Origin of the sequence: Mycobacterium sp. NPDC050441 (genome assembly GCF_040655355.1) — a bacterium.
Taxonomy (GTDB): Bacteria; Actinomycetota; Actinomycetes; order Mycobacteriales; family Mycobacteriaceae; genus Mycobacterium.
On the sequence record NZ_JBFAJS010000012.1, the window covers coordinates 26,677 to 51,507 of the forward strand.

Annotated in this window: 29 protein-coding genes and 1 tRNA gene; 19 read left to right on the forward strand and 11 right to left on the reverse strand. The window is 66.3% G+C overall.

The genetic code is table 11. The features are described from left to right. Window positions 1-3: 3 nt before the first annotated feature. The 5 genes from AB0I14_RS28420 to rdgB all read left to right on the forward strand — a co-directional run bounded on the left by AB0I14_RS28420 (window position 4) and on the right by rdgB (window position 3,745). Window positions 4-669, forward strand: a complete 666-nt coding sequence (locus AB0I14_RS28420; RefSeq protein ID WP_358029134.1) for a rhomboid family intramembrane serine protease — start codon at window positions 4-6, stop codon at window positions 667-669. Window positions 670-673: 4 nt separating this feature from the next. Then, a complete protein-coding gene (gene murI / locus AB0I14_RS28425) occupies window positions 674-1,498 on the forward strand; it encodes a glutamate racemase (protein WP_358029136.1) in 825 nt (274 codons plus the stop codon). Between the two features lie 64 nt (window positions 1,499-1,562). After that, entirely contained in the window at window positions 1,563-2,330 is a 768-nt protein-coding gene (locus AB0I14_RS28430) for a cyclic nucleotide-degrading phosphodiesterase (protein WP_358029138.1), read from the forward strand. A 17-nt stretch (window positions 2,331-2,347) separates the two neighbouring features. After that, complete coding sequence (rph, locus tag AB0I14_RS28435) at window positions 2,348-3,127, forward strand: ribonuclease PH (RefSeq protein WP_055116103.1); 780 nt, start codon at window positions 2,348-2,350, stop codon at window positions 3,125-3,127. Then, window positions 3,128-3,745: an RdgB/HAM1 family non-canonical purine NTP pyrophosphatase gene (gene rdgB / locus AB0I14_RS28440; RefSeq protein WP_358029140.1), complete on the forward strand. Its 618-nt coding sequence runs from the start codon at window positions 3,128-3,130 to the stop codon at window positions 3,743-3,745. 102 nt (window positions 3,746-3,847) lie between these two features. On the opposite strand, the gene AB0I14_RS28445 is transcribed toward rdgB, so the two are convergent. Beyond that, complete coding sequence (locus AB0I14_RS28445; RefSeq protein WP_358029141.1) at window positions 3,848-4,210, reverse strand: DUF3817 domain-containing protein; 363 nt, start codon at window positions 4,208-4,210, stop codon at window positions 3,848-3,850. Continuing rightward, a complete protein-coding gene (locus AB0I14_RS28450; protein ID WP_358029143.1) occupies window positions 4,207-4,587 on the reverse strand; it encodes a hypothetical protein in 381 nt (126 codons plus the stop codon). The genes AB0I14_RS28445 and AB0I14_RS28450 overlap by 4 nt, the downstream gene beginning before the upstream one ends. A gap of 78 nt (window positions 4,588-4,665) precedes the next feature. Here AB0I14_RS28450 and AB0I14_RS28455 point away from each other — a divergent pair, with 78 nt between their 5' ends. Further along, the gene (locus AB0I14_RS28455; RefSeq protein WP_358029144.1) at window positions 4,666-5,364 is read left to right on the forward strand and encodes a DUF6882 domain-containing protein; all 699 of its coding nucleotides are present in this window, start codon (window positions 4,666-4,668) and stop codon (window positions 5,362-5,364) included. A gap of 52 nt (window positions 5,365-5,416) precedes the next feature. Next, a tRNA-Leu gene (locus tag AB0I14_RS28460) sits at window positions 5,417-5,500 on the forward strand. 53 nt (window positions 5,501-5,553) lie between these two features. On the opposite strand, the gene AB0I14_RS28465 is transcribed toward AB0I14_RS28460, so the two are convergent. Beyond that, the gene (locus AB0I14_RS28465) at window positions 5,554-6,300 is read right to left on the reverse strand and encodes an ion channel (protein ID WP_358029450.1); all 747 of its coding nucleotides are present in this window, start codon (window positions 6,298-6,300) and stop codon (window positions 5,554-5,556) included. 316 nt (window positions 6,301-6,616) lie between these two features. On the opposite strand from AB0I14_RS28465, the gene AB0I14_RS28470 reads away from it, so the two are divergent. From AB0I14_RS28470 to AB0I14_RS28480, 3 genes are all read left to right on the forward strand, one after another. After that, a complete protein-coding gene (locus AB0I14_RS28470) occupies window positions 6,617-7,033 on the forward strand; it encodes a hypothetical protein (protein ID WP_358029145.1) in 417 nt (138 codons plus the stop codon). Between the two features lie 54 nt (window positions 7,034-7,087). Continuing rightward, window positions 7,088-7,456 carry an STAS/SEC14 domain-containing protein gene (locus tag AB0I14_RS28475; protein WP_358029146.1) on the forward strand — a complete coding sequence of 123 codons (369 nt, stop codon included), beginning with the start codon at window positions 7,088-7,090 and terminating at the stop codon, window positions 7,454-7,456. Between the two features lie 195 nt (window positions 7,457-7,651). Then, entirely contained in the window at window positions 7,652-8,548 is an 897-nt protein-coding gene (locus tag AB0I14_RS28480) for a hypothetical protein (protein WP_358029147.1), read from the forward strand. A 48-nt stretch (window positions 8,549-8,596) separates the two neighbouring features. Here AB0I14_RS28480 and AB0I14_RS28485 read toward each other — a convergent pair whose 3' ends face one another. The 4 genes from AB0I14_RS28485 to AB0I14_RS28500 form a co-directional block, all read right to left on the reverse strand. Further along, window positions 8,597-8,926, reverse strand: a complete 330-nt coding sequence (locus tag AB0I14_RS28485) for a hypothetical protein (RefSeq protein ID WP_358029148.1) — start codon at window positions 8,924-8,926, stop codon at window positions 8,597-8,599. A 231-nt stretch (window positions 8,927-9,157) separates the two neighbouring features. Then, entirely contained in the window at window positions 9,158-10,990 is a 1,833-nt protein-coding gene (locus AB0I14_RS28490; protein WP_358029150.1) for a fatty acyl-AMP ligase, read from the reverse strand. A gap of 93 nt (window positions 10,991-11,083) precedes the next feature. Next, a complete protein-coding gene (locus AB0I14_RS28495) occupies window positions 11,084-11,638 on the reverse strand; it encodes a DUF4333 domain-containing protein (RefSeq protein WP_358029152.1) in 555 nt (184 codons plus the stop codon). Between the two features lie 27 nt (window positions 11,639-11,665). Further along, window positions 11,666-13,099, reverse strand: coding sequence for a peptidase (locus AB0I14_RS28500; RefSeq protein WP_358029154.1), 1,434 nt, complete (start codon window positions 13,097-13,099; stop codon window positions 11,666-11,668). 98 nt (window positions 13,100-13,197) lie between these two features. Between AB0I14_RS28500 and AB0I14_RS28505 the strand changes: the two genes are divergently transcribed. From AB0I14_RS28505 to AB0I14_RS28540, 8 genes are all read left to right on the forward strand, one after another. Then, window positions 13,198-13,848: a nucleoside/nucleotide kinase family protein gene (locus tag AB0I14_RS28505; RefSeq protein WP_358029156.1), complete on the forward strand. Its 651-nt coding sequence runs from the start codon at window positions 13,198-13,200 to the stop codon at window positions 13,846-13,848. Window positions 13,849-13,966: 118 nt separating this feature from the next. Next, window positions 13,967-14,554 carry a peroxiredoxin gene (locus AB0I14_RS28510; protein ID WP_358029158.1) on the forward strand — a complete coding sequence of 196 codons (588 nt, stop codon included), beginning with the start codon at window positions 13,967-13,969 and terminating at the stop codon, window positions 14,552-14,554. A 2-nt stretch (window positions 14,555-14,556) separates the two neighbouring features. Continuing rightward, window positions 14,557-15,090, forward strand: a complete 534-nt coding sequence (gene ahpD / locus AB0I14_RS28515; protein WP_358029160.1) for an alkyl hydroperoxide reductase AhpD — start codon at window positions 14,557-14,559, stop codon at window positions 15,088-15,090. 120 nt (window positions 15,091-15,210) lie between these two features. Beyond that, a complete protein-coding gene (locus AB0I14_RS28520) occupies window positions 15,211-16,521 on the forward strand; it encodes an MFS transporter (RefSeq protein ID WP_358029453.1) in 1,311 nt (436 codons plus the stop codon). Beyond that, window positions 16,518-17,510, forward strand: coding sequence for a LacI family DNA-binding transcriptional regulator (locus tag AB0I14_RS28525; protein WP_358029161.1), 993 nt, complete (start codon window positions 16,518-16,520; stop codon window positions 17,508-17,510). The genes AB0I14_RS28520 and AB0I14_RS28525 overlap by 4 nt, the downstream gene beginning before the upstream one ends. Window positions 17,511-17,612: 102 nt before the next feature. After that, a complete protein-coding gene (locus AB0I14_RS28530; protein WP_358029163.1) occupies window positions 17,613-18,815 on the forward strand; it encodes a cytochrome P450 in 1,203 nt (400 codons plus the stop codon). Further along, window positions 18,812-19,897, forward strand: coding sequence for a phosphotransferase (locus AB0I14_RS28535; RefSeq protein ID WP_358029165.1), 1,086 nt, complete (start codon window positions 18,812-18,814; stop codon window positions 19,895-19,897). The genes AB0I14_RS28530 and AB0I14_RS28535 overlap by 4 nt, the downstream gene beginning before the upstream one ends. A 73-nt stretch (window positions 19,898-19,970) precedes the next feature. Further along, window positions 19,971-20,708 carry an SDR family oxidoreductase gene (locus AB0I14_RS28540; protein ID WP_358029168.1) on the forward strand — a complete coding sequence of 246 codons (738 nt, stop codon included), beginning with the start codon at window positions 19,971-19,973 and terminating at the stop codon, window positions 20,706-20,708. A gap of 114 nt (window positions 20,709-20,822) precedes the next feature. On the opposite strand, the gene AB0I14_RS28545 is transcribed toward AB0I14_RS28540, so the two are convergent. After that, window positions 20,823-21,257, reverse strand: a complete 435-nt coding sequence (locus tag AB0I14_RS28545) for a nitroreductase family deazaflavin-dependent oxidoreductase (protein ID WP_358029171.1) — start codon at window positions 21,255-21,257, stop codon at window positions 20,823-20,825. A gap of 90 nt (window positions 21,258-21,347) precedes the next feature. On the opposite strand from AB0I14_RS28545, the gene AB0I14_RS28550 reads away from it, so the two are divergent. Further along, window positions 21,348-21,983 carry a helix-turn-helix domain-containing protein gene (locus AB0I14_RS28550; protein WP_358029173.1) on the forward strand — a complete coding sequence of 212 codons (636 nt, stop codon included), beginning with the start codon at window positions 21,348-21,350 and terminating at the stop codon, window positions 21,981-21,983. Window positions 21,984-21,996: 13 nt separating this feature from the next. Here the strand turns inward: AB0I14_RS28550 and AB0I14_RS28555 are convergent, their stop codons facing one another. Genes AB0I14_RS28555 through AB0I14_RS28565 form a run of 3 tightly spaced genes read right to left on the reverse strand, consistent with a single transcriptional unit; the run spans window position 21,997 to window position 24,643 of the window. Further along, entirely contained in the window at window positions 21,997-22,299 is a 303-nt protein-coding gene (locus AB0I14_RS28555) for a hypothetical protein (protein ID WP_358029176.1), read from the reverse strand. Continuing rightward, window positions 22,296-23,798: a fatty acid--CoA ligase family protein gene (locus AB0I14_RS28560; RefSeq protein ID WP_358029178.1), complete on the reverse strand. Its 1,503-nt coding sequence runs from the start codon at window positions 23,796-23,798 to the stop codon at window positions 22,296-22,298. Before AB0I14_RS28560 ends, AB0I14_RS28555 begins: the two co-directional genes overlap by 4 nt. Beyond that, complete coding sequence (locus AB0I14_RS28565; RefSeq protein ID WP_358029181.1) at window positions 23,795-24,643, reverse strand: NAD(P)-dependent oxidoreductase; 849 nt, start codon at window positions 24,641-24,643, stop codon at window positions 23,795-23,797. Before AB0I14_RS28565 ends, AB0I14_RS28560 begins: the two co-directional genes overlap by 4 nt. Window positions 24,644-24,831: the final 188 nt, after the last annotated feature.

Here is a 24,831-nt window from a genome sequence, read left to right on the forward strand (position 1 = left end):
GATATGAGCAACCTGCCTGCGACCACCCCGAAAAAGCGGCCCGCGTGGCTGGTCGGCGGCCTGACGATCGTCACCTTCGTCGCGCTGCTGTACGTGATCGAGATCGTCGACACCGCCATGGGCCACCGGCTCGACCAGGACGGCATCCGGCCACTGCAGACCGATGGGCTGTGGGGCATCCTGTGGGCGCCCCTGCTGCACGGCGGCTGGCCACACCTGATCGCCAACACCGTGCCCGCGCTGGTGCTCGGGTTTCTCATGACGCTGGCGGGGATGGGACGCTTCATCGCCGCGACCGCCATCGTCTGGATTCTCGGCGGGTTCGGCACGTGGCTGATCGGCAATATCGGCCTGCACTGTCCCTACGTGAGCGTGCCGTGCACGAGCACGCACATCGGCGCATCCGGCTTGATCTTCGGCTGGTTGGCGTTCCTGATCGTGTTCGGATTCTTCACCCGCAATGTGTGGGAGATCGTGATCGGTGTCGTCGTGCTGTTCGTGTACGGCGGTGTGCTGTTCGGGGTGCTGCCCGGTAACGCGGGGGTGTCCTGGCAGGGCCACCTGAGTGGGGCCCTTGCCGGTGTGGTGGCGGCGTACCTGCTGTCCGGACCGGAACGCAAGTCGCGGGAAGCGAAGAAGAGCTCCGCCCAGCCGCGTCTGAGTGCATGACCGGATGAACGACCCACTAGCCCCCGTCGGCATCTTCGACTCCGGCGTCGGCGGCCTGACCGTGGCCCGCGCGATCATCGACCAACTGCCCGACGAGGACATCATCTACGTCGGAGACACGGGCAACGGTCCGTACGGGCCGCTGACCATTCCCGAGATCCGGGCGCACTCGTTGGCCATCGGTGACGACCTGGTGGCCCGCGGCGTCAAGGCTCTGGTGATCGCATGCAACACCGCGTCCTCGGCGTGCCTGCGCGACGCGCGCGAGCGCTACTCACCGGTGCCCGTAGTCGAAGTGATCCTGCCCGCGGTCCGGCGCGCGGTGGCCGCCACCCGCAACGGCCGCATCGGCGTGATCGGCACTGCCGCCACCATCGCCTCGGGCGCGTATCAGGACGCGTTCGCCGCGGCACGCGACACCGAGGTGTTCGGGGTGGCCTGTCCGCGGTTCGTCGACTTCGTGGAGCGCGGAATCACCAGTGGTCGTCAGGTGCTGGGTCTGGCCGAGGGGTATCTCGAACCGCTGCAGCGCGCCGAGGTGGACACCCTGGTGTTGGGGTGCACCCACTATCCGATGCTGTCCGGGCTCATCCAGTTGGCCATGGGCGACAACGTCACCCTGGTGTCCTCGGCCGAGGAGACCGCCAAGGACCTGCTCCGGGTGCTCACCGAGCTCGATTTGCTGAAACCTCACGAATCCGGCCCGGCCCAACGGGTGTTCGAGGCCACCGGAGATCCTGAGGCGTTCACCACACTGGCCGCCCGTTTCCTGGGGCCGGGGCTGGACGGGGCGCGTCAGGTCCGGCGTCACGTGGGCGCCGGAAAATGATCTCCGTCGCCCAAACCGGCGATGTCTTGGCAACGCGCACAGCAAGCATGGCAAGCTAGACACTGTGCGATTGACCATCCTGGGATGCTCCGGCAGCGTCGTCGGCCCGGATTCGGCAGCCTCCGGCTATCTCGTCACCGCACCTGACACGACTCCGATGGTCGTCGACTTCGGCGGGGGCGTCCTGGGTGCGCTGCAGCGCTATGCCGATCCGAATTCGGTCAACGTGTTGCTGTCGCATCTGCATGCCGATCACTGTCTGGATCTGCCCGGCCTGTTCGTGTGGCGGCGCTATCACCCCATCCCGGCCACCGAGCGTGGGCTGATGTACGGGCCGGTCAACACCTGGGCCCGGCTCGGTGCGGCGTCCTCGCCCGAGGGCGGAGAGATCGACGACTTCACCGACATCTTCGAGGTGCGCAACTGGGAGGACGGCTCCCCGGTGCAGCTCGGCACGCTCAACGTGACACCCCGGCTGGTGTGTCATCCGACCGAGTCCTTCGGCATGCGGTTTACCGATCCGTCCGGGGCGACGCTGGTCTACAGCGGCGACACCGGGTACTGCGACGCACTGGTCGAGTTGGCCCGGGGGGCCGACGTCTTCCTGTGCGAGGCGTCGTGGACGCACGACCCGTCCCGACCGCCGCACCTGCACCTGTCGGGCACCGAGGCCGGGCGGGCCGCCGCCGAAGCCGGCGTCGGTGAGCTGCTGCTTACCCACATTCCGCCGTGGACCTCGCGCGAGGACGTGATCAGCGAGGCCAAGGCCGAGTTCGACGGCCCGGTGCATGCCGTGCTGAGCGGCGAGACCTTCGACGTCACCCGACGCTGACCCGCTAGGGTTGGCGGGTGTCCAAGCGAGAAGACGGCCGTCTCGACGACGAGCTGCGCCCGGTAACCATCACCCGCGGTTTCACATCGCATCCCGCCGGCTCGGTACTGGTCGAGTTCGGCCAGACCCGTGTCATGTGCACCGCCTCGGTCACCGAAGGCGTGCCGCGCTGGCGTAAGGGTTCCGGGCAGGGCTGGCTGACCGCCGAATACGCCATGTTGCCTGCCGCCACCCATGACCGCTCCGACCGGGAATCGGTCAAGGGGCGCGTCGGCGGGCGGACCCAGGAGATCAGCCGCCTCGTCGGGCGCTCACTGCGCGCGTGCATCGACCTCGGCGCGCTGGGGGAGAACACCATCGCAATCGACTGCGACGTGCTGCAGGCTGACGGCGGCACCCGTACCGCCGCCATCACCGGCGCGTACGTGGCACTGTCCGATGCGGTCACGTATCTCGCTGCGGCCGGACGGCTTTCCGATCCGCGCCCGCTGTCGTGCGCCATCGCGGCGGTGTCGGTAGGCGTCGTCGACGGTCGGGTGCGTCTGGATTTGCCCTACACCGAGGATTCGCGCGCCGAGGTGGACATGAACGTCGTCGCCACCGACACCGGCACCCTGGTGGAGATCCAGGGCACCGGCGAGGGCGCGACGTTCCCGCGCTCCACCCTGGACAAGATGCTCGACGCCGCGCTGGCGGGTTGCGAGCAGTTGTTCGTAGTCCAGCGCGAGGCACTGGAATTGCCGTATCCGGGTGTGCTGCCGGAGGGGCCGGCGCCCAAGAAGTCGTTCGGAAGCTGAGTGCCTGAGCTGTTGGTGGCCAGCCGCAATGCCAAGAAGCTGGCCGAGCTGCGGCGGGTCCTGGACGCTGCGGGTATCACCGGGCTGACGCTGCTGTCGCTGGCCGATGTGGCCGCGTACGACGAGGCGCCCGAGACCGGTGCGACCTTCGAGGACAACGCGCTGGCAAAGGCGTCGGACGGGTTCCGTGCCACCGGATTGGCATGTGTGGCAGACGATTCCGGGATATCGGTGGACGCACTCAACGGTATGCCGGGCGTCTTGTCGGCCCGGTGGTCAGGTGTTCACGGCGACGACGCCGCCAACACCGCGTTGCTGTTGGCGCAGCTGGGCGATGTGCCGTATGCGCGCCGTGGCGCGGCTTTCGTGTCGGCATGTGCGTTGGTGTACGGCGCCGGGTCCGGCGAGAAAAGGGTGGTGGTGCGCGGCGAGTGGCCCGGCACAGTCACCCACGAACCTCGCGGCGAAGGCGGGTTCGGGTACGACCCGGTGTTTCTGCCTGACGGATCTACCCGCACCGCAGCCGAATTGACGCCCGCCGAGAAAGATGCGGCGTCGCATCGTGGCCGGGCGCTGGCGTTGTTGGTGCCTGCCCTGCGGGAGCTGGCCGGGTCGTAGCGCGTCTCAGGGCGGCGCCGCGTTTGTAACGTGGTGGCGGGGATTTCGCGCTGAGGCCGCCGCAGCGTTACGAACGCGGGGGGGATCCGCTGACAGCCCGTGTTACAGCTCGAAGCGCTTTTTGAGGTCCAGGGTATTGAAGTGCTCGACGATGATGCCCAACAGCGGGATCGTGCCGGCGAGTAGCACGCCGATGGTCTTGCCGATCGGCCAGCGAACCTTGACCGCGAGGTTGGCCGTGAACAGCAGGTAGACGAAATACACCCAGCCGTGCACGATGCCGATCCAGCCTGGCGGGTTGTCCACCTGCACGATGTACTTGAGCACCATCTCGTAGCACAGCGCGATCAACCAGATACCGGTCGTCCAAGCCAGCACGCGGTAGCCCAGCAGGGCCTTGCGGATGGTCTCCTTGGGTGTCGAAACAACCGGCGTGACCTCGGCGCCTGCTTCTGGTTCGGTCATCTATCGGTCCTGTCTTTCTTCTCGGGCTGGTCGGACTTGGCCAGCTCGGCGAGGTAGGCGTTGTATTCGGAAAGTTCTTGGTCGCCGGTGTCCGCGGCCGCGGACTTGGGACGCTCCGGAAGCAGGCCCGCGGGAATCTCGGTGACGTCACCGCTGGGCCGCTCCGGTGGGGCATCTTCGTAACGGACGAACTTGTAGTACGCGTAGAAACAGAATCCGGCGAACATCGGCCACTGCAGGGCGTAGCCCAAATTCTGGAAGGTGCCCGAGGCGGATTCGTAACGCGTCCACTGCCACCAAGCCAGTGCGAGGCATCCGGCGGCGCCGAGACAGACCAGCGCGATGAGCGCTGGTCTCCTACGCCGTGTAGTGGACATTCGTCCACGGTACCGCGCGGTGCTCGGGGCCGAAAATTAGTGCCTGGATGGGCGGTGAGTGGCACTTAGGCTTTTCCGGTGCTGCTCTATGACCTGCTCCTCGACGCTGCGATCGTCCAAGCCGAGACGCAAGCCCACCTCGCCGATCTCATCGGTGAAAATTCGGCGTACGACGGAGACTGGAGCCTCGATCTTGGCGCCGGAGTGTTCTCCAAGGCCTCGACGAGCGGCGCCGACCCGTTTGTTGCTCAGGCCGAACTGCTCGGCTCCGCTGCGCAGGGACCCGGCACCTGGCTCTGGGCATGGGCGAACGCCGATTTCCCGCCCTCGGTCGTCGAGCGGAGTGCACTGATCCGCACCTTCGGCGAGCAGTACGACGTCGCCGAGTTGCGTGACGCAGAAGTGCCACTCGGTGAGGCTGACCCGCGTGAGTTCGCGTGGTGGATGGGCGGAGTCGCGGCGCTCCTGCTCGGGCAATTGCCCACCTACACCTTCGAGGCCGATGGCTCCACGATCGGCGCAATTATGTTGGCGGACGATCGGCTGCGGTTGCCCGAGCCGACCGTGCCCCGACTGATGCGCAGTGTGGGCGAGGCGTTGCAAGCTTTACCGGTCGCGCCTCGCAGCGTGTGGGCATGGGGCGATGTGCGTGGCGTCCAGGTCGACGAAGTGCCGGAGGGCCTGCGGATCACGCTGCCCGACGGGCATGCCGAGTTCCGTTTCGACGAGCAGGACCGGCTGATCGATATGTCGGGGCAGGCGCTTCCGTCCGACTAGACCTTGGGACCGACACGATCGCCGCCGAGTAAGCAGGTAGGATCGGCACGCCGCGGGCGTGATGAAATTGGCATACATGCCGGCTTTAGGTGCCGGTGTTCGAAAGAACGTGTGGGTTCGAGTCCCACCGCCCGCACTCTTCAACTCACATGTGTTTCCCAAACCTGGTACCGCTTGCGGTACCAGGTTTCACGGTCGGTGGTCGCTTCCAGAGCCGTCGAGGGCCGGCGCTCTGCGCAGTTCGTCCCGCAACGACGCAATCTCGGCGCGCAGGTCATTGATGTGGGCCGCTGTCACGGCTGCAGTGGCAGCGTCATCGACGGCCACGGTCTGCACGATCCACGACGCGATCGTCGCGGTGATCGAGCCGACCAGGCTGATCCCGCCAATCATCAACAGCGCGGCGATGACTCGTCCGGTCGTGGTCACTGGATACATGTCGCCGTAGCCGACGGTCGTGATCGTCGTGATCGCCCACCAGATCGCGTCACCGAAGTTGGTGATGTGAGCGTCGGGGGCGCCGCGTTCGGTCTGGAGGACCGCCAACGACGCGACGTACACCAGCAGGACCGCGCCCGAGATCGTGTACAGAATGACCTTGCCGCGGATCGCGTGGCCGACAGCCTTCTGAAGCACACCGATCAACACGATGAGACGCAACAGCCGCAGCGGCCGCAGCAGCGGCAACACCACGATCGCCAGGTCGACCAGGTGGGTCCGGAACCAGCGCTTGCGGTCGTCGGCCAGATACAGCCGGGCCACATAGTCCACCGTGAACACGGCCCAGGTGACCAGAGTCGCCAGCTCGACGGCCCGCGCCGCCAACCCCTGCGGCTGTACCAGCACCTCCACTGAGTAGGCGGCGAGAAACACCGCGGCCACCGAGGCCAGCGGCCATTCGGCGCGTGCCTCCCACCTGTCGAGGCGCTGTTGCATCGTCACCGCAAAAGTGTGCGGTACAAATCCGCGGCGAGCACAGGCAACCCCGTCGACTGGAACGGCGTTCCCCTTGAGGGTGTTGAGAATCTGCACGATGTTGTCGACGTCGGCATCGGCGAATGCGTCGTCGGGACCGGTCGGCGTGTGGTCGACGAAGGGCGGGTTGGAGCGGAAACTGATGCCCCTCTTGCTCGCACAGCTGGAGTTCAAGTCACTGGGGTAGTGATCGGCCGCGGTGTCCAGACCGTATCGTTCCATCTCGTCAAGCGGCGAAGGCGTACGGCGCGCTCGTCAGCACCGAAGGGGTCGATACATGGGCAAGCGGTTGATCGCAGTGATTCTGGCAGTGATGGCGATCGTCGTGGGCTGCGGCAAAAGCGACAACGCTGCCGCTGCCATCGTCACGCCCGGCCACGACCAGACATCGCCGTCGGACGCCTACACCGCCTTCGCCGAGGAGGGACCCGACGAGAACGGGGGGAAGACCTGGGTCCCCGTGATTCGCGACAAAGCCGGTCAGGAGGTCTTCCACGACCATTCCTCCTACCGCACCCCCGGGGTGATGATCACCTGGTTGCCTACGGAACCCGAACAGCTCTGGGTGTATTCAGGTGATGAAGGCGTCTACCGGATCGCTCCCGGCAGCCACGGTGGGTGGACCAGGAGCGCCGTCAAACGCGAGAACGTACCGTCGGAAGTATCCAGCCTCTGGGAGTCTTCGCGGTCCTGAATCGAAGCGTCGTCGTCTGGGTGCAGACTTGAGCGTGAGACGGGAGGAGAACCAATGATCGATGTCCTTCCCGACATGCCTCAGGGTGTGTTCGGTATCCGAGTGTCGGGCCGGGTGCGTGGTGATGACCTGCGCGAGTTCCGGCCGACGATGGACGAATTGCTGGCGACCGGCGAGATCCGGATCGTCGAGGTCATCTCACCGGACTACGAGGGATTCGGCCCTGGTGGTTTGGTCGAGGACCTGAAGCTCGGCTTGGGCGCGCTGCTTCGCCATCACTCCGCATTCAAACGGATCGCAGTCGTATCCGATATGGAGTGGGTCGCCCACGCCATGCATGCGTTCGCGTGGATGATTCCGGGGGAGCTCAAGGTCTTTGGGCTTGGTGAGCTCGACGCGGCGAAGGAGTGGGCCGCGGGCTGAGGGGCCGCGGGCTGAGGGGCCGCGGGTAGTCGATCAGTCGTCGTGCCCCGCGCGGTCGGGCAGGTCGAACCGGATGTCCCGTAGGTGGACGTGTCCGACCGACATGTCGGGAGTGCTTACTGAACTGGTGCCGGTTAGGCGTCCACGACGGTGGGATCATGGCTGAGTCGATCAGTATCACTACGGGGGGTCAGCATGGGGGAGTCGTCGACGAGCGGGAACGAGCCGACTGTCAGCACCGACGATGACCGGCGTCGGCACGTGCGCCGGCTGGCGTTGGAATCATTGGAACGTCGTGGGGTACGGGTGCGTCCGGCCCCGCAGGACGCACTGGGTGATGACTGGTTCATGGACCAGACGGGAAATCACTACCGGCTGTACAACCTTCAGCTCCAATGTGCGCAACGTCCGCCGGCCGAGTGGGTAGGCGCCGTCGAGTTTCATTTCGATCAGCAGTTCGCCAGCCGCTCGGACCCCGGGCCGGCCGAACTGGCGGACGCCGAGTTTCTGGCGCAGATTCGCACGCGCCTGCAGACGCCGGACACCTCGGGCATGGTGTCGATGCGATATGCGCGCCCGGCCTTCGACGGTCTCGTGGCTGAGTTGAGCCGCGACCTGCCGACCGTGGTGAAGACGGTGGGTGACGACCATGTCGCCGGCCGGGACCTGGATTTCCTCTATGAGGTGGGCCAGCGTAATACCGATGGCGAGCCCGTGGCCGTACAAGCGTTGGACCGCAACGTGTTTGCGCTGACCGGCGATTCCTTCTTCATCGCCTCGAAAGCCCTGAACATGCCCCGACTGATCGAGACGGTGCTGGGTGGGGCTGCACCGCTGGGGGCGGTGTTCAGCGTGCCTCACCGCAGTCTGCTCTTCGTGCATGCCGTCGGCGAGTCCACGGCCGATGCGGTCGGTTGGCTCGCTTCGGTGACGGTCGGGCAGACCGAGAATCCGCCCGGCGGGGCGGTCAGTCGAGACACCTACTTCTGGCACAGCGATGCAGTGCAGCGCATCACCCGGATCGACACGCAGGCCCGCAGCATCGACCTGCTGTGCGACGGGGCGTTCGGTCAGGCGATGAGTCAGCTCTAGGTGTCCGGTGCAGACGGCGCCGTGGACTCACCGAGACGCGGTTGCTCGCTAGCCTGAGCACGCGCCCTCAAGCACGGTGAGATTCTCGTTGAATTCCTTTGAGATGTATAAGGACTCGCGTAACGACGGTCGTGGTGCCGTAGCCTGCTGAGGCATCGCCGACGAATCGGTCTGAGGCCGTGGAGCGAGCTTGGCTATCTGGACCGCCAGGTCGGCCATCTTGTCGGCAGGTTCCGCAAGACGTTGGTCGCCGTGGATCTGATCAGCGAACCCGCGCAGCTGCGCCACCCACTGCGTGTATTCAGCGTCGGTAGGTTCACTCCCGGCGTTGGTTTTCGAGATGACACCTTCGGCGAACTGCTTGTTGTAGTCGAGCATCGACCGCACAACGGCGCAGTCTGGGGCCGGGCGATTCGACAGTGCGAATGCGCCCGCAGCTATGGCGACTAACGCGACAACGCTGATCCCGCCGAGAATCCACCACCGACGTTGGGTCATCAGGGAAGCCTCCCACGCCAGATCAACGCTATGGCTGCTCGGCGCGCCGGATCACGACCGTAGCGTCGCATTCGGCGCGGCCAACCACGCCAACCACGCCGAGAGCAACCCCTACTTGTCGAACTTCCCGCTCAAATACTCGACGCGACAAGCATTTCGGGCCAGTTTGCCGCTCGTCGTCCGGGGGATGACGCCGGCCGCGACCATCCGCACATCGGCGACCCGGATCTGGTGGTGGCGTGACACGGCCGCACGCACCGCGTCGACGATCGGGCCCGGCTCGGCGCGTCCGGCGCCGGCGGCGCGCTCGGCGACGATCACCAGTTCCTCGCCGCGGTCGCCGACCACCGAGAACGCGGCGACATAGCCCGAGCGCACTGCGGGTGACGCCGCGCTGACGGTGGTCTCGATGTCGTGCGGGTAGTGGTTGCGTCCGTCGATCAGGATCATGTCCTTGATCCGGCCGGTGAGATACAGCTCGCCGTCGATGTAGACGCCGAGGTCGCCGGTGGCCAGCCAATGGCTGTTGTCGGGCACCTCGGCGGCGTGGCCACCGGTCGTGAGCCGGGTCTGCAGCTTGTTGCCGAACACCCGCTCGCTCTCCTCGGCGCGGCCGAAGTATCCCTGGCCGACGTTGTTGCCGTGCAGCCAGATTTCACCGACGGTGCGGTCGGCCAACTCGTCGCCATCGGGTCCGGCGATCACCGCCCACTGGTTCGGAATCGGCTGCCCGCAGGACACATGTGCCACAGCGCCTTCGTCGGTGGCGGCGACGGTCACTGCGCGTCCGGCGCTGAGCTGGTCGCGGTCGAGGTACACCACGCTGGCCGCGGCACTCGGCGCGATGCTGGCGACCGACAGGGTCGCCTCGGCCATGCCGTAGGACGGCTTGATCGCGGTGGCGGGCAACCCGTACGGGGCGAACGCGGAGGTGAACTTCTCGACAGCGGTCATCGTGACCGGCTCGGACCCGTTGAGCAGCGTGACCACGTTGGTCAGGTCCAGCGTCTCACCCTCGGGCGGCAGGCCGCGCTCGGAAGCCAGCTCGAAGGCGAAGTTCGGGGCAGCGGCGAAGGTGCGCCCGTGGGCAGCCTCTTCGGCCAACCGCTTGATCCAGCGGTACGGGCGGCGGACGAACGCCATCGGGTCCATCAGGCTGATGTGGCCACCGCACAGCGCCGGGAACATGACCATGATCAGGCCCATGTCGTGGTACAGCGGCAGCCAGCTGACGCTGCGGATACCGGTGTCGAGGTCGCCGGCCAGGACCATCTGGATGACATTCGTACACACGTTGCGGTGGGTGATCTCGACACCGGCGGGCGTGCGGGTGGACCCGGATGTGTACTGCAGGTAGGCGATGTCGTCGGTGTCGACCTCGGGGCTGACGTACATCTCGGCCAGCGTGTCCGGGACGGCGTCGACGGCGATCATGCGCGGACGCTCGGCGGCGGGCAGCGTCTTGATGAAGGTGCGGACCGACTCGGCCGCAGCGGTCGTGGTGAGCACCACGGTGGGTTTGGCGTCGGCCAGTACCGCGGCGAGTCGCTCGGTGTGACCGGCCAGGGCCGGTGCGAACAGCGGGACGGCGACATTGCCGGCGTGCACCGCCGCGAAGAAGGCTGCGACGTACTCGACACCCTGCGGGGCCAGGATCGCTACCCGATCGCGGGGCTGGGTGACCTGCTGCAGTCGGGCGCCGACAGCGCACACCTGCGACCACAGGGCGTTCCAGCTGAGCTCGACGGCACGGCCGTCGGGATCCGTCGAGTAGTCGAGGAATCGGTAGGACGGCTCGTCCCCGTAGATGAACCGATTGCGATCGAGAAACGACGTCAGGGTGACGCCGTCGGGTACGACAATCGTGCCGTCGTCGCGGACGTAATTTTCGATGTTCGACGTCGACGTATCTACGGCACTGGTTGCGAAGGGATCCCGACCCATGCCGGTAAGACTAATAGCGGCTCTAATAAAGCCTGGCAGCGCGGTCGGGTGTGGGTTGTCACGAGGTCCGGGAAATGTGTCGTGCGTCTCTATTTATCGAGGCCCGTCCACGGCATAAGTCCCGTTATCGTCGGTGAACTCCACGATCACCCTGCGCAGCGTGTCGTTTATCTCAACCGCGCATGTGAACGTCGCGCCGGTCCGCACGACCGGATTCTGGCCGTTGTTGCATGCCACCGCGACGATGCGGTTGGCCCCGTAGCCGTTGATCGGATCGGACAGGATCTGGGCCACGCCGGACTCGGCCTGATGGACGTCTAGCCGGGTGCTGTTCGTGTCCGCGCGACTCCAGGCCCACAGCCCGGCGCCGATCACCGCGACCGCCATGACGGCGATCGCCGCACCGATGAGCAGACGTCGGTCGGCGGGCTTGGGCTTGGGCCGCGACGGCAGCGGTGGCGTGGGCCGTGGTTGGTGCTGCGGTGGCGGTGCGGGCCACGCATCGTGTTGTGGCGGCTGAGGCGACTGCTGGCGCGCGGGCGGGGGTGTCCATGCCGGCCGCGGCGGAGGAGCACCCGGTGGCGGCGTGCCGCCCGGCAGGGGTGCGCCGCCCGGCCGCGCCCACCACGGTTGATCGGGACCGCTCATCGGTTCTCCTCGACTGGGCTCATCGGCTCACGGGAACCTCTGGTAGCACTGTGCGTCATCGCCTTGCAGGCCGGACCGGTAGGCCAGGATGCGGGTGAACCCAGCCGGCAGCACCCTGCCGTTGACGTCGCTGGCGGCCAGCCCGTTGGTGAGCAGGCTGCTGATCGCCTCGTCGGTGTCGCCGGCTGACAGCGTGATCGGCAGACCGGGCTCGGCCATCCTGGCCTGACCCACGCCCGTCAGGCAGCCCGTGCGCATCGCGGCCACGGAAGTGTCGAGCGTCAGGCCCTTCTCGTGTTGTACCGCCATGGCGTACCGCGATGTCAGGACGGAGATCGCTGAGTTGTCGCCCTGCAGGAGTTCCTGTTCATCGTTTTCGTTTCTGGCTTCCCCGAGTGCTTTCAGTCCATCCAGGTCGACCACGATGGTGTTGGTCGCCGGGCAGTAGGACGCCGGCGGCGACGGTCCGGCGTCGGGGCACGCGGCCGGCTCGGTACTCAACGTGGGCGGGTTGGTGGGTGCGTAGACCTGCCGCAGCGATTGCATGGTCTTGTCCAACAGATTCACCGTGATCGTGCTGTTGGCGCTCTGCGGGGCGCCGAAGAAGTCGAGGAATTTGGGTAGATCACCGCGACGCTTGGTGATCTCGGCGGAGTCCATGGCCGCGCATTGGTCGACGTTGCCGCTGAAGCCGATCTGGAAGGCGCTGACCCGGTCCAGCGCGGACCCGTGCTCGTTGCCGGTGAGCGTGGCGTCCATCCGGGTCATCAGAGGATCGCGGATGTAGATCAGCCCGGCCAGGACGTGGTTGAGCCCGTCGCCGGTGCTCAACTCGAAGCGTGGCGATTTTCCGGCCGCCACCCAGCGGAGGTAAACCCCGGCCAGGCAATCGGCTTGCTGCTCGGCCACCAGCACGGGCGTGCTCTCGTTGATCAGCCGCGCCTGTTGCTGGACGGCATGGCCGTACTCGTGGGCCATCACCCCGACCACGCCCATCTGGCCGAAGTACTGCGCCGCCACCGGAATCGCGACGCCACGGTCCCATGCCATCACGTCGCTCTTGAGGCAGTAGAAGGCATTGGTCAGACCGACTGTGCTCTGTCCGCAGATCTCGAGCCCGGGGGAGAGGTCGGAGTTGAACGACACCAGCCGGGAAACGGGGGTGAATGTTCCCGGCAGTGAGCCGCCGGTGTAGTTCTGCGACCAGAAGTCCTCGATGTCGTCGACGGCCAGCAGGGCCAGGTCATCGATCTGCCCACCGTCGGTGTTCTCGGCTCGGCGGGTCGGCGCGGGCGCCTCGGGCCGGGTGCCGCTGTGGCCGTCGGTCACCGGCAGGCCGCCTACCCGGTCAGGCAGGAACAACATCGACGTCGCCCTGCCCCCGATCACGGGGGCGTTCCCGCACCCGGCCAGCAGTGCCGCACAACAGGCCAGACCGAGCCACCAGCGAAGCCTCGCCAACTGATCCGCCTTCCACGCGATACACCCCAGCCAGTTCTACCTGCTCGCGACGACGTTCGGCACGGGCCATCGATGACCTGCGGGACAATGGCAGCGCTATGTGCACGTTCGACGATCTGGTGGCCCGGGTGTTGGCCCGTGCAGCAGAGCCGGGGACGTCAGTCATCGGGATCGCGGGGGCGCCGGGGGCGGGTAAATCCACGCTGACCGAGGCGCTGGTCTCCGCCGCCCGGGACCGGCTCGGCGACGACGCGGTGGCGCACGTACCGATGGACGGATTCCACCTCGCCGACGTCGAACTGCGCAGGGTTGGCCGGCTGGACCGCAAGGGTGCGCCGGACACCTTCGACGTTGCCGGATACGCCGCACTGCTGCGCCGTATCCGCGGATGCGCCGAGGTGGTCTACGCCCCGGGCTTCGAGCGGGACATCGAGCAGCCGGTCGCCGGCGCGATCCCGGTGTTCCCGGATGTGGCTGTGGTGCTCACCGAGGGCAACTATCTGCTGCTCGACGACCCGGGGTGGTCGGCGGTGGCCGCGGAGATCGACGAAACCTGGTACTGCGCAATCCAAGACGATGTCCGCGTCGCGCGTCTGGTGGCCCGGCACATCGCGTTCGGCAAGCCGGCGGGTGCCGCGCGGCGTTGGGTTGCCGAGGTCGACGAGCCCAATGCGCGGTTGGTGGCGGCCACTGCGGAGCGGGCCGATCTGGTTGTGTCGGTTGCGGCCGTGATGCCCGGCTCACACTGATGTCGTTTGTGTGCATAATCACGGCCGAGCGAGTTGCCATAACCATCGGCGGGGGCCAAGATTGAGGTGTAAATCTGGAATGATTCCAGAAAATCAGCGTGAGATTGGATAGGTTGCAATGGCACTTTTGTCGATTGGTTCTCAGTTCCCGGAATACGACCTGACGGCCGTGGTTGGCGGAGATCTGTCCAAGGTCGACGCCAAGCAGCCCGACGATTATTTCACCCGCGTCACCAACAAGGATGACGACGGCAAGTGGCGGATCATCTTCTTCTGGCCCAAGGACTTCACCTTCGTGTGCCCGACCGAGATCGCCGCGTTCGGCAAGCTCAACGAAGACTTCGAGGATCGCGACGCGAAGGTGATCGGCGTTTCGGTGGACAACGAGTTCGTCCACTTCCAGTGGCGCGCGCAGCACGAGGACCTGAAGAAGCTGCCTTTCCCGATGGTTTCGGACCTCAAGCGTGAACTCACCGCTGCGGCCGGCGTGCTCAACGCCGACGGTGTCGCCGACCGGGCCACCTTCATCGTCGACCCCAACAACGAGATCCAGTTCGTCTCCGTGACCGCCGGTTCGGTGGGGCGCAACGTCGACGAGGTGCTGCGCGTGCTCGATGCGCTGCAGTCCGACGAGCTGTGCGCCTGCAACTGGAAGAAGGGCGACCCGACGCTGAACGCCGGTGAGCTGTTGTCCGAGGCCGTCTAGTCATGAGCATCGACAACATCAAGGAAGCGCTGCCGGAGTACGCAAAGGATCTCAAGCTCAACTTCGGCAGCATCGTGAAGTCCACGGAGCTCAACGAGCAGCAGCTGTGGGGTGCGCTGGTCGCCACGGCGGCAGCTACCAAATCGCAGCAACTGCTGAAGGAGATCTCCGAGGACGCCCTCGACGTGCTGAGCGAGGAGGCGTACAACGCCGCCCTCGGCGCTGCCTCGATCATGGGGATGAACAACGTCTTCTACCGCACCAAGGGTCAGCTCGACGGCCGCTATGACGACCTGCGGGCGGGGCTGCGGATGAACATCATCGCGAACCCTGGTGTACCCAAGGCGGACTTCGAGCTGTGGTCGTTGGCAGTCTCGGCGATCAACGGTTGCTCGCACTGCCTGTCCGCGCACGAGACCGTGCTGCGCGACGCCGACGTGTCCCGCACGACGATCTTCGAAGCCATCCGGTTGGCGTCGATCGTGTCCGGCGTGGCCCAGGCGTTGCTCACCGCGGACGCGCTCGCCGGAGTCTGAAGGTCAAGCCTCCCGAAAAGGGGCTTACGCGCATAACCCAACAGATAAACTCGCCTCTCGCGATTCCGGGAGGCGAGTTTTCTGTTGGTGGCACCGAAGAGAAGTACCCGCAGCCCCCATATCGATGCCACCGTGCGCAAGGCGATCACGGGTGCGTCCATCGGCAACGCGGTCGAGTGGTTCGACTTCGCCATCTACGGCTTCCTGGCGACCTACATCGCCGGAAACTTCTTCCCGGCCGGGAACGAAACAGCCGCGCTGCTCAACACTTTCGCCATCTTTGCCGCCGCATTCTTCATGCGTCCGCTCGGCGGGTTCGTGTTCGGTCCGCTGGGCGACCGCTGGGGCCGTCAGCGGGTGCTCGCCGTGGTGATCCTGCTGATGTCGGCCGCCACGCTGGGAATCGGCCTGCTGCCCACCTACGCCACCATCGGTGTGGCTGCGCCGCTGCTCCTACTCCTGCTGCGGTGCCTGCAGGGATTCTCGGCCGGTGGCGAATATGGCGGCGGCGCAGTCTATCTCGCTGAGTACGCCAGTACCCGACGGCGTGGGCTCACCGTCACGTTCATCGCGTGGTCGGGGGTGCTGGGTTTCCTGCTGGGCTCGGTCACCGTCACGCTGCTGCAGGCTTTTCTACCGCCCGAGGCAATGGAGAGCTACGGCTGGCGCATCCCGTTCCTGGTGGCCGCACCACTCGGCCTGGTCGGCCTCTACATCCGGCTGCGGCTCGATGACACCCCTGAGTTCGCCAAGCTCGACGAGGCCGATCGGGTGTCCACCTCGCCATTGCGTGAAGCCGTGGGCACCGCGCGGCGCGCGATCCTGCAGGTCATCGGACTGTTCATCGTGTTCAACGTCGGCTACTACGTTGTCTTCACCTTCCTACCGACCTACTTCATCAAGGCGCTGCACTTCAGTAAGACCCAGGCGTTCGTCTCGATCACCCTGGCCAGCCTGGTGGCCTTGATCCTGATCCTGCCGTTGGCTGCGCTGTCGGACCGGATCGGGCGCAAACCGCTGCTGATCGCCGGTTCGGCCGGATTCGTGGTGGGCGCGTATCCGCTTTTCCTGCTGATGAATTCGGGATCGGTGGCGGCGGCGATCCTCGGACACTGCCTGCTTGCCGCCATCGAATCGGTGTACGTCGCGACGGCGGTCACGGCAGGTGTGGAACTGTTCGCCACCCGGGTCCGCTACAGCGGCTTCTCGATCGGTTACAACATCGCGGTGGCGCTGTTCGGCGGGACCACCCCGTATGTGGTCACCTGGCTCACCGCGGCAACTGGCAACAACCTGGCTCCCGCGCTGTATCTGGTTGCCGCGGGAGTCGTCTCGGTGGCCACTGTCCTGACATTGCGCGAGAGTGCGGGGCAACCAATGTGTGGCGAGGGCGACCCTTCCGATCAGCAACGTGCCACGATGGCACCGTGAGCACCACCAGGCCGACGGCCCGACCGACGAAAGCCGATGTGGCCAAGCTGGCCAACGTCTCCACGGCGACCGTCAGCTATGTCCTCAACAACGTTCAAGGGCAACGCATCTCGGAGCAGACCCAGGCCGCAGTACGCAAGGCCGCAGCCGATCTGGGCTACCGGCCCAATCTCGCGGCCCGCAACCTCGCCGTCGGCGGTAGCGGTGTGGTGCTCTACATCGTCGGGCGGCTCTCGCTCGGCAACCTGCCCATCGAGGTGGGCAGCCGGCTCACCACCGCGTTGGCCCGGCACGGCGTCGTGCTGTCCCTGCAATTCGAAACCGAGGACGACCGCAACGTCGTCGACGCGATCGCCGACCTCAACCCGATGGCGATCACCAGCACTTTTCCGCTGACGGGCAATGCGCTGGCGGCAGCGACCGCGGCCGGTATCCCACAGATTCACCTGGGCAGCTCGCAGCTGCACGCGATCGGTTCGCTGGACGCCAGTATCGGCGAGATGCGGGTGGATCATCTCGCGGGCCGCGGCCACACCCGCCTGGCTTTCGCCTACACCACCGAAGAGGAACTGCGTCCGCTCGGCGACTACTGGCTCGCGGGGTTGCGGGCCGCCGCGCAGCGGCGTGGTCTGCCCGAGATCGCCGTGGCCAGTTGTGCCGCTGACGGATCCAACGCCGCCGAGACCGTCGCGCGCTGGGCTGCCGACGGGGTGACGGCCATCTGCGCGCAGAGCGACGAGACGGCATTCGTGGTGCTGCACGGGCTGCGACAGGCTGGGCTGCAGTGTCCACGGGAGATGGCGGTGATGGGTGTCAACGCGATCGACCTGGGTGCGGTCAGTGCCCCGCCGTTGACGTCGGTGGCCTTCGACGCCAAGGCGATCGTCGACGTCGCGGTGGCCGCGATGATGTCGGAACTGGGGTACCCCGCCGAGGCCGAGCCGAGCAGCGCGGAGGTCGCCACGCTGGTCCAGCGCGACTCCACTTGACCTCGGGTTTTACCGATTGACGGGTCGGGAACCGCCAACTTACTTACGCGCATAACCATCCGTGTGTAAACTCCGCTCTCGGACACAGAGAGGTGGATTTCCGTGACAGCCAGCGCGACCCAGAGCGTGTATTTCGACCCTTACGACGTCGAGATCAACACCAACCCGTATCCGACGTTCGCCCGGCTGCGCGAGGAATCGCCGCTGTACTACAACGAGCAGCACGACTTCTACGCGTTGAGTCGTTTCGCCGATGTCAACAAGGGACTCGTCGACCACGAGACCTTCAGCTCGGCCCGCGGCGCGATCATCGAACTGATCAAGGCCAACATCGACATCCCTTCGGGCGCCCTGATTTTCGAAGATCCGCCGATCCACACCGTGCACCGGAAGCTACTGGCCCGGATGTTCACCCCACGCAAGATCAATGCCCTGGAGCCCAAGATCCGGGAGTTCTGCGCGCAGTCGCTGGACCCGCTGGTGGGTGCCGGCAAGGTCGACTTCATCAAGGATTTCGGCGCGATCATGCCGATGCGGGTGATCAGCGCACTGTTGGGCATCCCCGAGGACGACCAGGAGATGATCCGCGACCACGGCAACGATCAGTTGCGGACCGAGGCCGGCAAGCCGATGAAAGCGGCGCAGGAAGGTCTGGTCGACGGTTCGATCTTCGAGACCTACATCGACTGGCGCAAGGACAACCCGTCCGACGACATCATGACCGACCTGCTCAACGTCGAGTTCACCGATGAGCAGGGCGTGACCCGCAAGCTGACCCGCGAAGAACTGCTGATCTACATCAACGTGGTGGCGGGTGCGGGTAATGAGACGACCACGCGGCTGATCGGTTGGGCGGCAAAGGTGCTCGCAGAGCATCCGGATCAGCGCCGCCAATTGGTCGAGAATCCGGCACTCATCCCGCAGGCCATCGAGGAGCTGCTGCGGTTCGAACCGCCGGCTCCGCACGTGGCTCGCTACGTCACCCGCGACGTCGAGCTCCACGGCCAGACGGTCCCCGAGGGCAGCGTGATGATGATGCTGATCGGTGCGGCCGTCCGCGACAGTCGCCAATTCCCGCCCGACGGTGAGGTTTTCGACATCCACCGCGAGCAGCACCAGCATCTGGCATTCAGCGTCGGCACCCACTACTGCCTGGGCTCGGCGCTGGCGCGACTGGAAGGCCGCATTGCGTTGGAAGAGATGCTCAAGCGCTTCCCCGAGTGGGACGTCGACCTCGACAACGCCGAGCTGTCGCCGACTTCGACTGTCCGCGGCTGGGATTCGATGCCGGTGTTCATCCGGTGACGGCCGCGCTGACCGTCCCCAAGGACTGGAGCCAGGTCACGCCCGAGTGGTTGACGGCCGCGTTGGCCGACCACCACCCCGACGCGGTGGTGGACCGCGTGACCATCGACATGCGCGACGACGGCACCAACCGTCGGGCGCGCCTGTCGGTCACGTACTCGTCGGGTTCGGGGCCTGCGACGGTGTTCGCCAAGGCCGTCGACCCCGGCCACAAGGAGATGATCAAGTACACCAGCGGTCTGCTGCACGAACCGCGGCTGTTCAACTCCAAAGTCGATCTGCCACTGGAATATCCGAAGGTGTACGCGGCGCCGATCGACGACGGCGACGAGGACTTCATGCTGGTCATGGAGGATCTCACCGCCCGCTCCGCCGATCCCCGCGATGCGACCCGGCCGCTGACCGTCGAGCAGGCCGCCTGTGGTGTGCGCGGTCTGGCCCGCCTGCACGCTGCGTTCTGGGGCGAGCGCCTTCGCCGACCCGGCCTGGAGTGGCTGGAGCCGTTCGAACCGTGGGACGGCATGCAGTGGGCGCCCTTGCCTGCCGCGCTCGAGCGGTTGGGTGACGACGCGCCGGCCTCGGTACACGCGCTGACCATCGACCATCTGGTGGAGGGCATCTGGAAGCCCTTCATCCGGACGCTCACCACGCCCGGTACGTCGCAGACACTGCTGCACGGTGATCCGCACATCGGGAACACCTACGTTGTTCCGGGGCTGCTGCCCGATGGTGACGTCGGCTTCCTCGACTGGCAGGTGGCTCGCCAGGGCAACTTCTCGCTGGATCTCGGTTACTTCCTGCAGGGCGCGCTGACTACTGCGGACCGCCGCATGGCCGAGCGTCAGTTGCTCGAGGAGTACCGGGATGCACTGGAGCTTCCCGCCGATGAGCTGCCGTCGGCGGATGAGATATGGCTCCGCTACCGGGCCTCGGTGGCGCACGGGTTGACCACGTGGCTGGCCACCGCCAGCGCGGGGGAGCTGTGGCAGCGCCCGGACATCGCCCTGGCACTGGCCCAGCGGTATTCGGCGGCCTACGAGGATCTGCAGACCGCGCAGGCACTGGCCGATCTGGTCGGTTAGCAAGCTCGGTCGAACAGCCCGCCTGACGGGAATCGTCGATCTGAAGGCCCGCCGAACCACTACGGTGTCCGGCATGACAGGTGTGGTGGTGACAGGTGCAGCGTCGGGGATCGGCCGGGCCAGCGCGGAGGCGCTGATCGCAGATGGCCGACGGGTTGCGTTGTGGGACATAGCGCCCGGGGTCCGCGAGGTGGCCGACGGGCTGGGCATGCCCTCGGCGGTGATCGACGTGTGCGATACCGCTGCGTTGTCGTCGGCCGTCGAGGAGGCCGCCCAGGCGCTCGACGGCATCGACGGCCTGGTGCACGCCGCGGGCCGGGTGCTCCCGGAGCCGGTGGGCGCCTTCACCGAGGAGTCCTGGGACGCGGTGCTCGACGTGAATCTGCGTGCGCAGGCGCTGTTGGTGCAGTTGCTGTTGCCGCACCTGGAGAAATCCGCGAAGGCGGGTGGATCACCCGCGGTGGTCGGCATCTCCAGCATCGAAGGTCTGGCCGCCAATCCGTTCATCCCGGCCTACTGCGCCTCCAAGGCCGGCCTGTTGGGCATGACGCGGTCGATGGCTGCTCAGTTGGGCCCGTTGGGAATTCGCGTCAACGCGGTGTGCCCGGGCTTCATCCACACCCCGATGCTGCAGATCGCGTTGGACGTCGAGGAGATCCGCGCGAGCTTCGAACAGGCCGCGCCGCTGGGCCGATTGGGACAGCCTGACGAGATCGGTGCCGCCGTGGCGTTCCTGATGTCACCGAAGGCGTCGTTCATCACCGGCACACAGCTCGTCGTGGACGGGGGAGTGACCAGCCGCCACCCCTGAGGCAGGTCCCGGATACGAGGGTGACCTTGAGGATCTGATCGCGCAAGGTGCCGTCATCGGCATCGGTGACCAGCGGGTCGACACCGATGGCATCGGCGATCATCTGCAGCGCACCTATGCTGGATCCATCCGGAAGATCGGCATGCGCCCCAGTAGCGCCTCGAACTCGTCGGGGTCACCGTCGGTCACCAGCCCGCCCTGGCGAAGAAAGCCGACCCAGCCGGGAATCAGGCTGGGCAGCAGGCGAAGTAGTGGTCTGGCGTCCTCGTTGGACAGTTCGACCACCCGTACCTGCTCGACTCGGCGACCCCGGCTCAGCGTCGCAGCCTGGTCGGCCCGCACATTTGCGATCCACGCCGCCTCCGGTGCCGCCGCGACGTATTGCTTGCCGTCGACGAACATCGGTGTGACCGGTGTCGCGCGGGGTTGCCCGGATTTGCGTCCGGTGACCGTGAGGATTACGGGACCCTTTGCGCCGAAGCGGAGTCCGAGCCGGGACAGCGCGACGATCGCCTTGTTGCCGGGCTTGATGTACCAGGGCAGCTTCACGATTTCTCCAAATTGAGGAATGGGCTCAAGTTACGTGGCCCAGCCTAACGCTATATTGAGGGTGCATGTCAACTTAAGTCTGGAGGTGCGATGCCCGTACAACGCGCGTTACGCGCCGATGCGCGCCGCAATCGCGAGAAACTGCTCGAAGCCGCGCAGGCCGAGTTTCAGGAGCGCGGGCTCGGCGCTCCGCTGGAAGCGATCGCGGCGCGCGCGGGGGTCAGCATCGGCACGCTCTACAACCGATTCGCGACGCGCGAGGACCTCATCGACGCAGCGTTGCCTGCCCTACTTGCGCAGACGCTGGAGGACCTGTCCGAGCGCGCGCTGTCCGCCGACTCAGCGTGGGATCGCCTCGCCACCTTCATTTTTGGATTGTGCGACCTGCAGGCCGGCGATCATGCCTTCAGTGATGCCATGTGCACCTCGCGGTACGCCTCGCCGGCGATCGAGCAGATCTGCCAGGCCAGTCTGGAACTCGGCGCACGGTTGATCGCCGGCGCTCAGGCCGACGGTTCGCTGCGTGCTGACGTCACTGTTGACGACCTGTTCACAGCGCTTTGGCTCAATGCCTGCCTGGCCGACCATGGCGGCCCGGATGCCGCTGCGGTCGCCCGCCGCCAGATTGCCTTGCTGCTGGACGGTCTACGCGCCGCCGCGGCGACTCCACTGCCCGCCGGCGCGGCCCAGGCCGCGGCCGTTGCCGCGAGTCTGATGCAGTCCTAGCCCCGATGCCGACCTAGTCGCTGGCCGGAAGTGGCTTGGCTTCTTTGAGGTTGAGCGCGGTGGTGCCGACCGACAGCGTGCCGGCGCCGGCCTTGGTGACCAGGACCTCGGCGCCGCCCTCGTCGACGTAGCGCTTGCCCATCAGGTTGCCGTCGGAGTATGCGGCATCGATCGTTGCACCCGAATCCTTCTCGGCATCGAGAGGAACCATGGCGACGCCGCCGGCGCGGAGATCATCGAGACTGTCGGCGCTGCGCACCACGATCACCTGGGTGTCGCACACCTGGCTCTGGAGGCGGGTTCCGTTCTTGATCATGCTGACTCCTTTGAAACGGGTGCGAGTTCGTCGACGAGTTGGCGGCGCAGAACCTTGCCGGTCGGGTTGGTGGGTAGTTCATCGCGAAACACCACCCGGTCAGGGGTGCGTGATCCGCGCAATTGCTTCCGGACATGATCGCGCAGCGCATCCGGGTCGGGGGAGGTGCCCTCCACGGGCACCACGACGGCCACGATGATCTGGCCCCATTGCGGGTCCTCAGGACCGACGACGGCGACGTCGCGGACCTCAGGATGCTCGACGAGCACGTCCTCGATCTCGGCCGGGGCGATGTTCTCCCCACCGCGGATGATGGTGTCGTCGGATCGTCCACCGATGAACAGGTAGCCGCCCTCGTCGAGCATCGCGACGTCCCTGGTGGGGAACCAGCCTTCGGCGTCGAGCACCGATCCGATGTCGGTGTAGCGGCCCGACACCTGCTCACCGCGTACGAACAGTTCACCCGTCTCGCCCGAGCCCAGGACGGTCCCGTCCTCGGCTCGGATCTGTACCTCGATACCGGGCACCACCTGGCCCACGGAGCCGAGCCGCCGGGCGGCGGACGCATCCTCGGCGGCGAGAGCCTCGCGATGATCATCGGGGCCCAGAACCGCAATGGTGGAACTGGTTTCGGTCAATCCGTAGGCATTGACGAAGCCGACGTTCGGCAGCAGCTGCAGCGCCTTGCGGACCAGCGGCAGCGCCACCTTGGAGCCGCCGTAGGCGAGGGTGCGCAAGGTGGGCAGCTCGAGGCCGGCCGCTTCCAGCGCGGTGACGATGCGGTCCAGCATGGTCGGCACGACGGTTGCGGACGTGACGCCCTCGGTACGGACCAGCTCCACCCATTTGCCGGCGTCGAAGTGTCGCAGGTACACCATCTTCCGACCGGCGTACAGGTTCGACATGGCCGCGCTGACCCCGGCGATGTGATACGGCGGGACGCAGATCAGAGCGGCGTCTTCCTCTGCGGCCGAGGCGAATTCGACGGTTCCGGTGATGTAGCTGGTGAGGTTGTTGTGGGTGAGCTCGACGGCCTTGGGGCGCGACGTAGTGCCAGAGGTGAACAGTACGACCGCCACGGCGTCGGGATCGGCGAACTCGGCCGCAGGTTCGCAAGTGCGGGCCGCGGCCAGGTACTCCTCGGAGGTGATCACCTGTTTACCTGCCCCGGCGACCACGTCGGCGTATTCGGCATCGGCGACCACCAGTGGGGTGGGCAGGCGCTCGATCAGCTCGTGCAGGCCGTCGCGGCTGAGGCGGTAGTTCAGCGGCGTAAACGGCACCGCGGCGCGGGCCGAGGCGAACAGCAGCAGCGGAAGCAGCGCACCGCCGGTACCGACATAGGCCACGTGCGCAGCTTCGGAGGCGGCGATGACGCCGGCCCCGCCGTCGGCCAGAGTGCTGAGTTCCTCGGTGGTCAGGCGGAGATCGTCGGACACCACTGCGGTGCGGTCCGGTCCGCCCGAGACCGCCATCTCCAGCAGTAGCGAGATGCTCATAGACCCTGTCCCGGTGCGTCGATGAAGATATCGATGATCGGATTATCCCCGCCGCCGTAGCGGGAGAGGTCGGTGACACCAGAGGAGCTGAGAACCTCCGAGTCGATGAAGGTCTGACCGTTCACCTCGGCGGCCGGCCGGGACAGGATCTCCACGGCCGCATCCGCCATGATCTCGGGGTTGCGGGACTGCGAGGCCATCTTGTCGCCGTCGGCGAGGTTGGTCACCGCAGCGGTGGCGATGTAGGTCTCGGGCCACAGGCAGCTGAATCCGATACCGGCGTCCGCGTATTCCGCCGCCCAGCCCAGAGACAGCAGCGTCATGCCGTACTTGGACAAGGTGTAGGAGGGGTGTGCGCCCAGCCAGTAGGGGTTCATGTTCATCGGCGGGGCCAGGGTCAGCACCTGCCCGTTGGTGGACTTGCGCAGGTGCGGCAGCGCGGCCTTGGTGAGCAGGAAGGTGCCGCGAATGTTGATGTCCATCATCAGGTCGAACTTCTTGGCCGACAGCGCCTCGGTGGGGTCGGTAGAGATGGCGCTGGCGTTGTTGATCACTATGTCGACGCCACCGAAGTGCTCGACAGCGGTCTCGACCGCGCGGGCCACATCCTCTTCCTTGCGCACATCGCCCACGACCGCGACGCCCTTGCCGCCGGCGGCTTCCACCTCGGCGACGGCGGTGTGCACGGTGCCGGGAAGCTTGGGGTGGGGTTCTGCGGTCTTGGCCAGCAGCACCACGTTCGCTCCGCGACGGGCCGCGCCGAGCGCGATCGCCAGCCCGATCCCGCGGCTGCCGCCGGACACGACCAGCGTGCGATCGGTGAATGACTCTTGCTGGCTGGACATGGTCCTCCTCGTCGAGCGCAGCGTCCGCGATGCGCCGTTTGTCAACCGTACCCAAATGGTATTGGCATTCTCATTTTTAGCAAGTGGCGTAATCGTCGGGTGTGGCGCCCGGGGAATCGGTGCCGACCAGACCTGTTCGCTCCCTACGCTCACCAGGCCTCAGTGTGCAGGTCGGAGCGCTCCCGGCC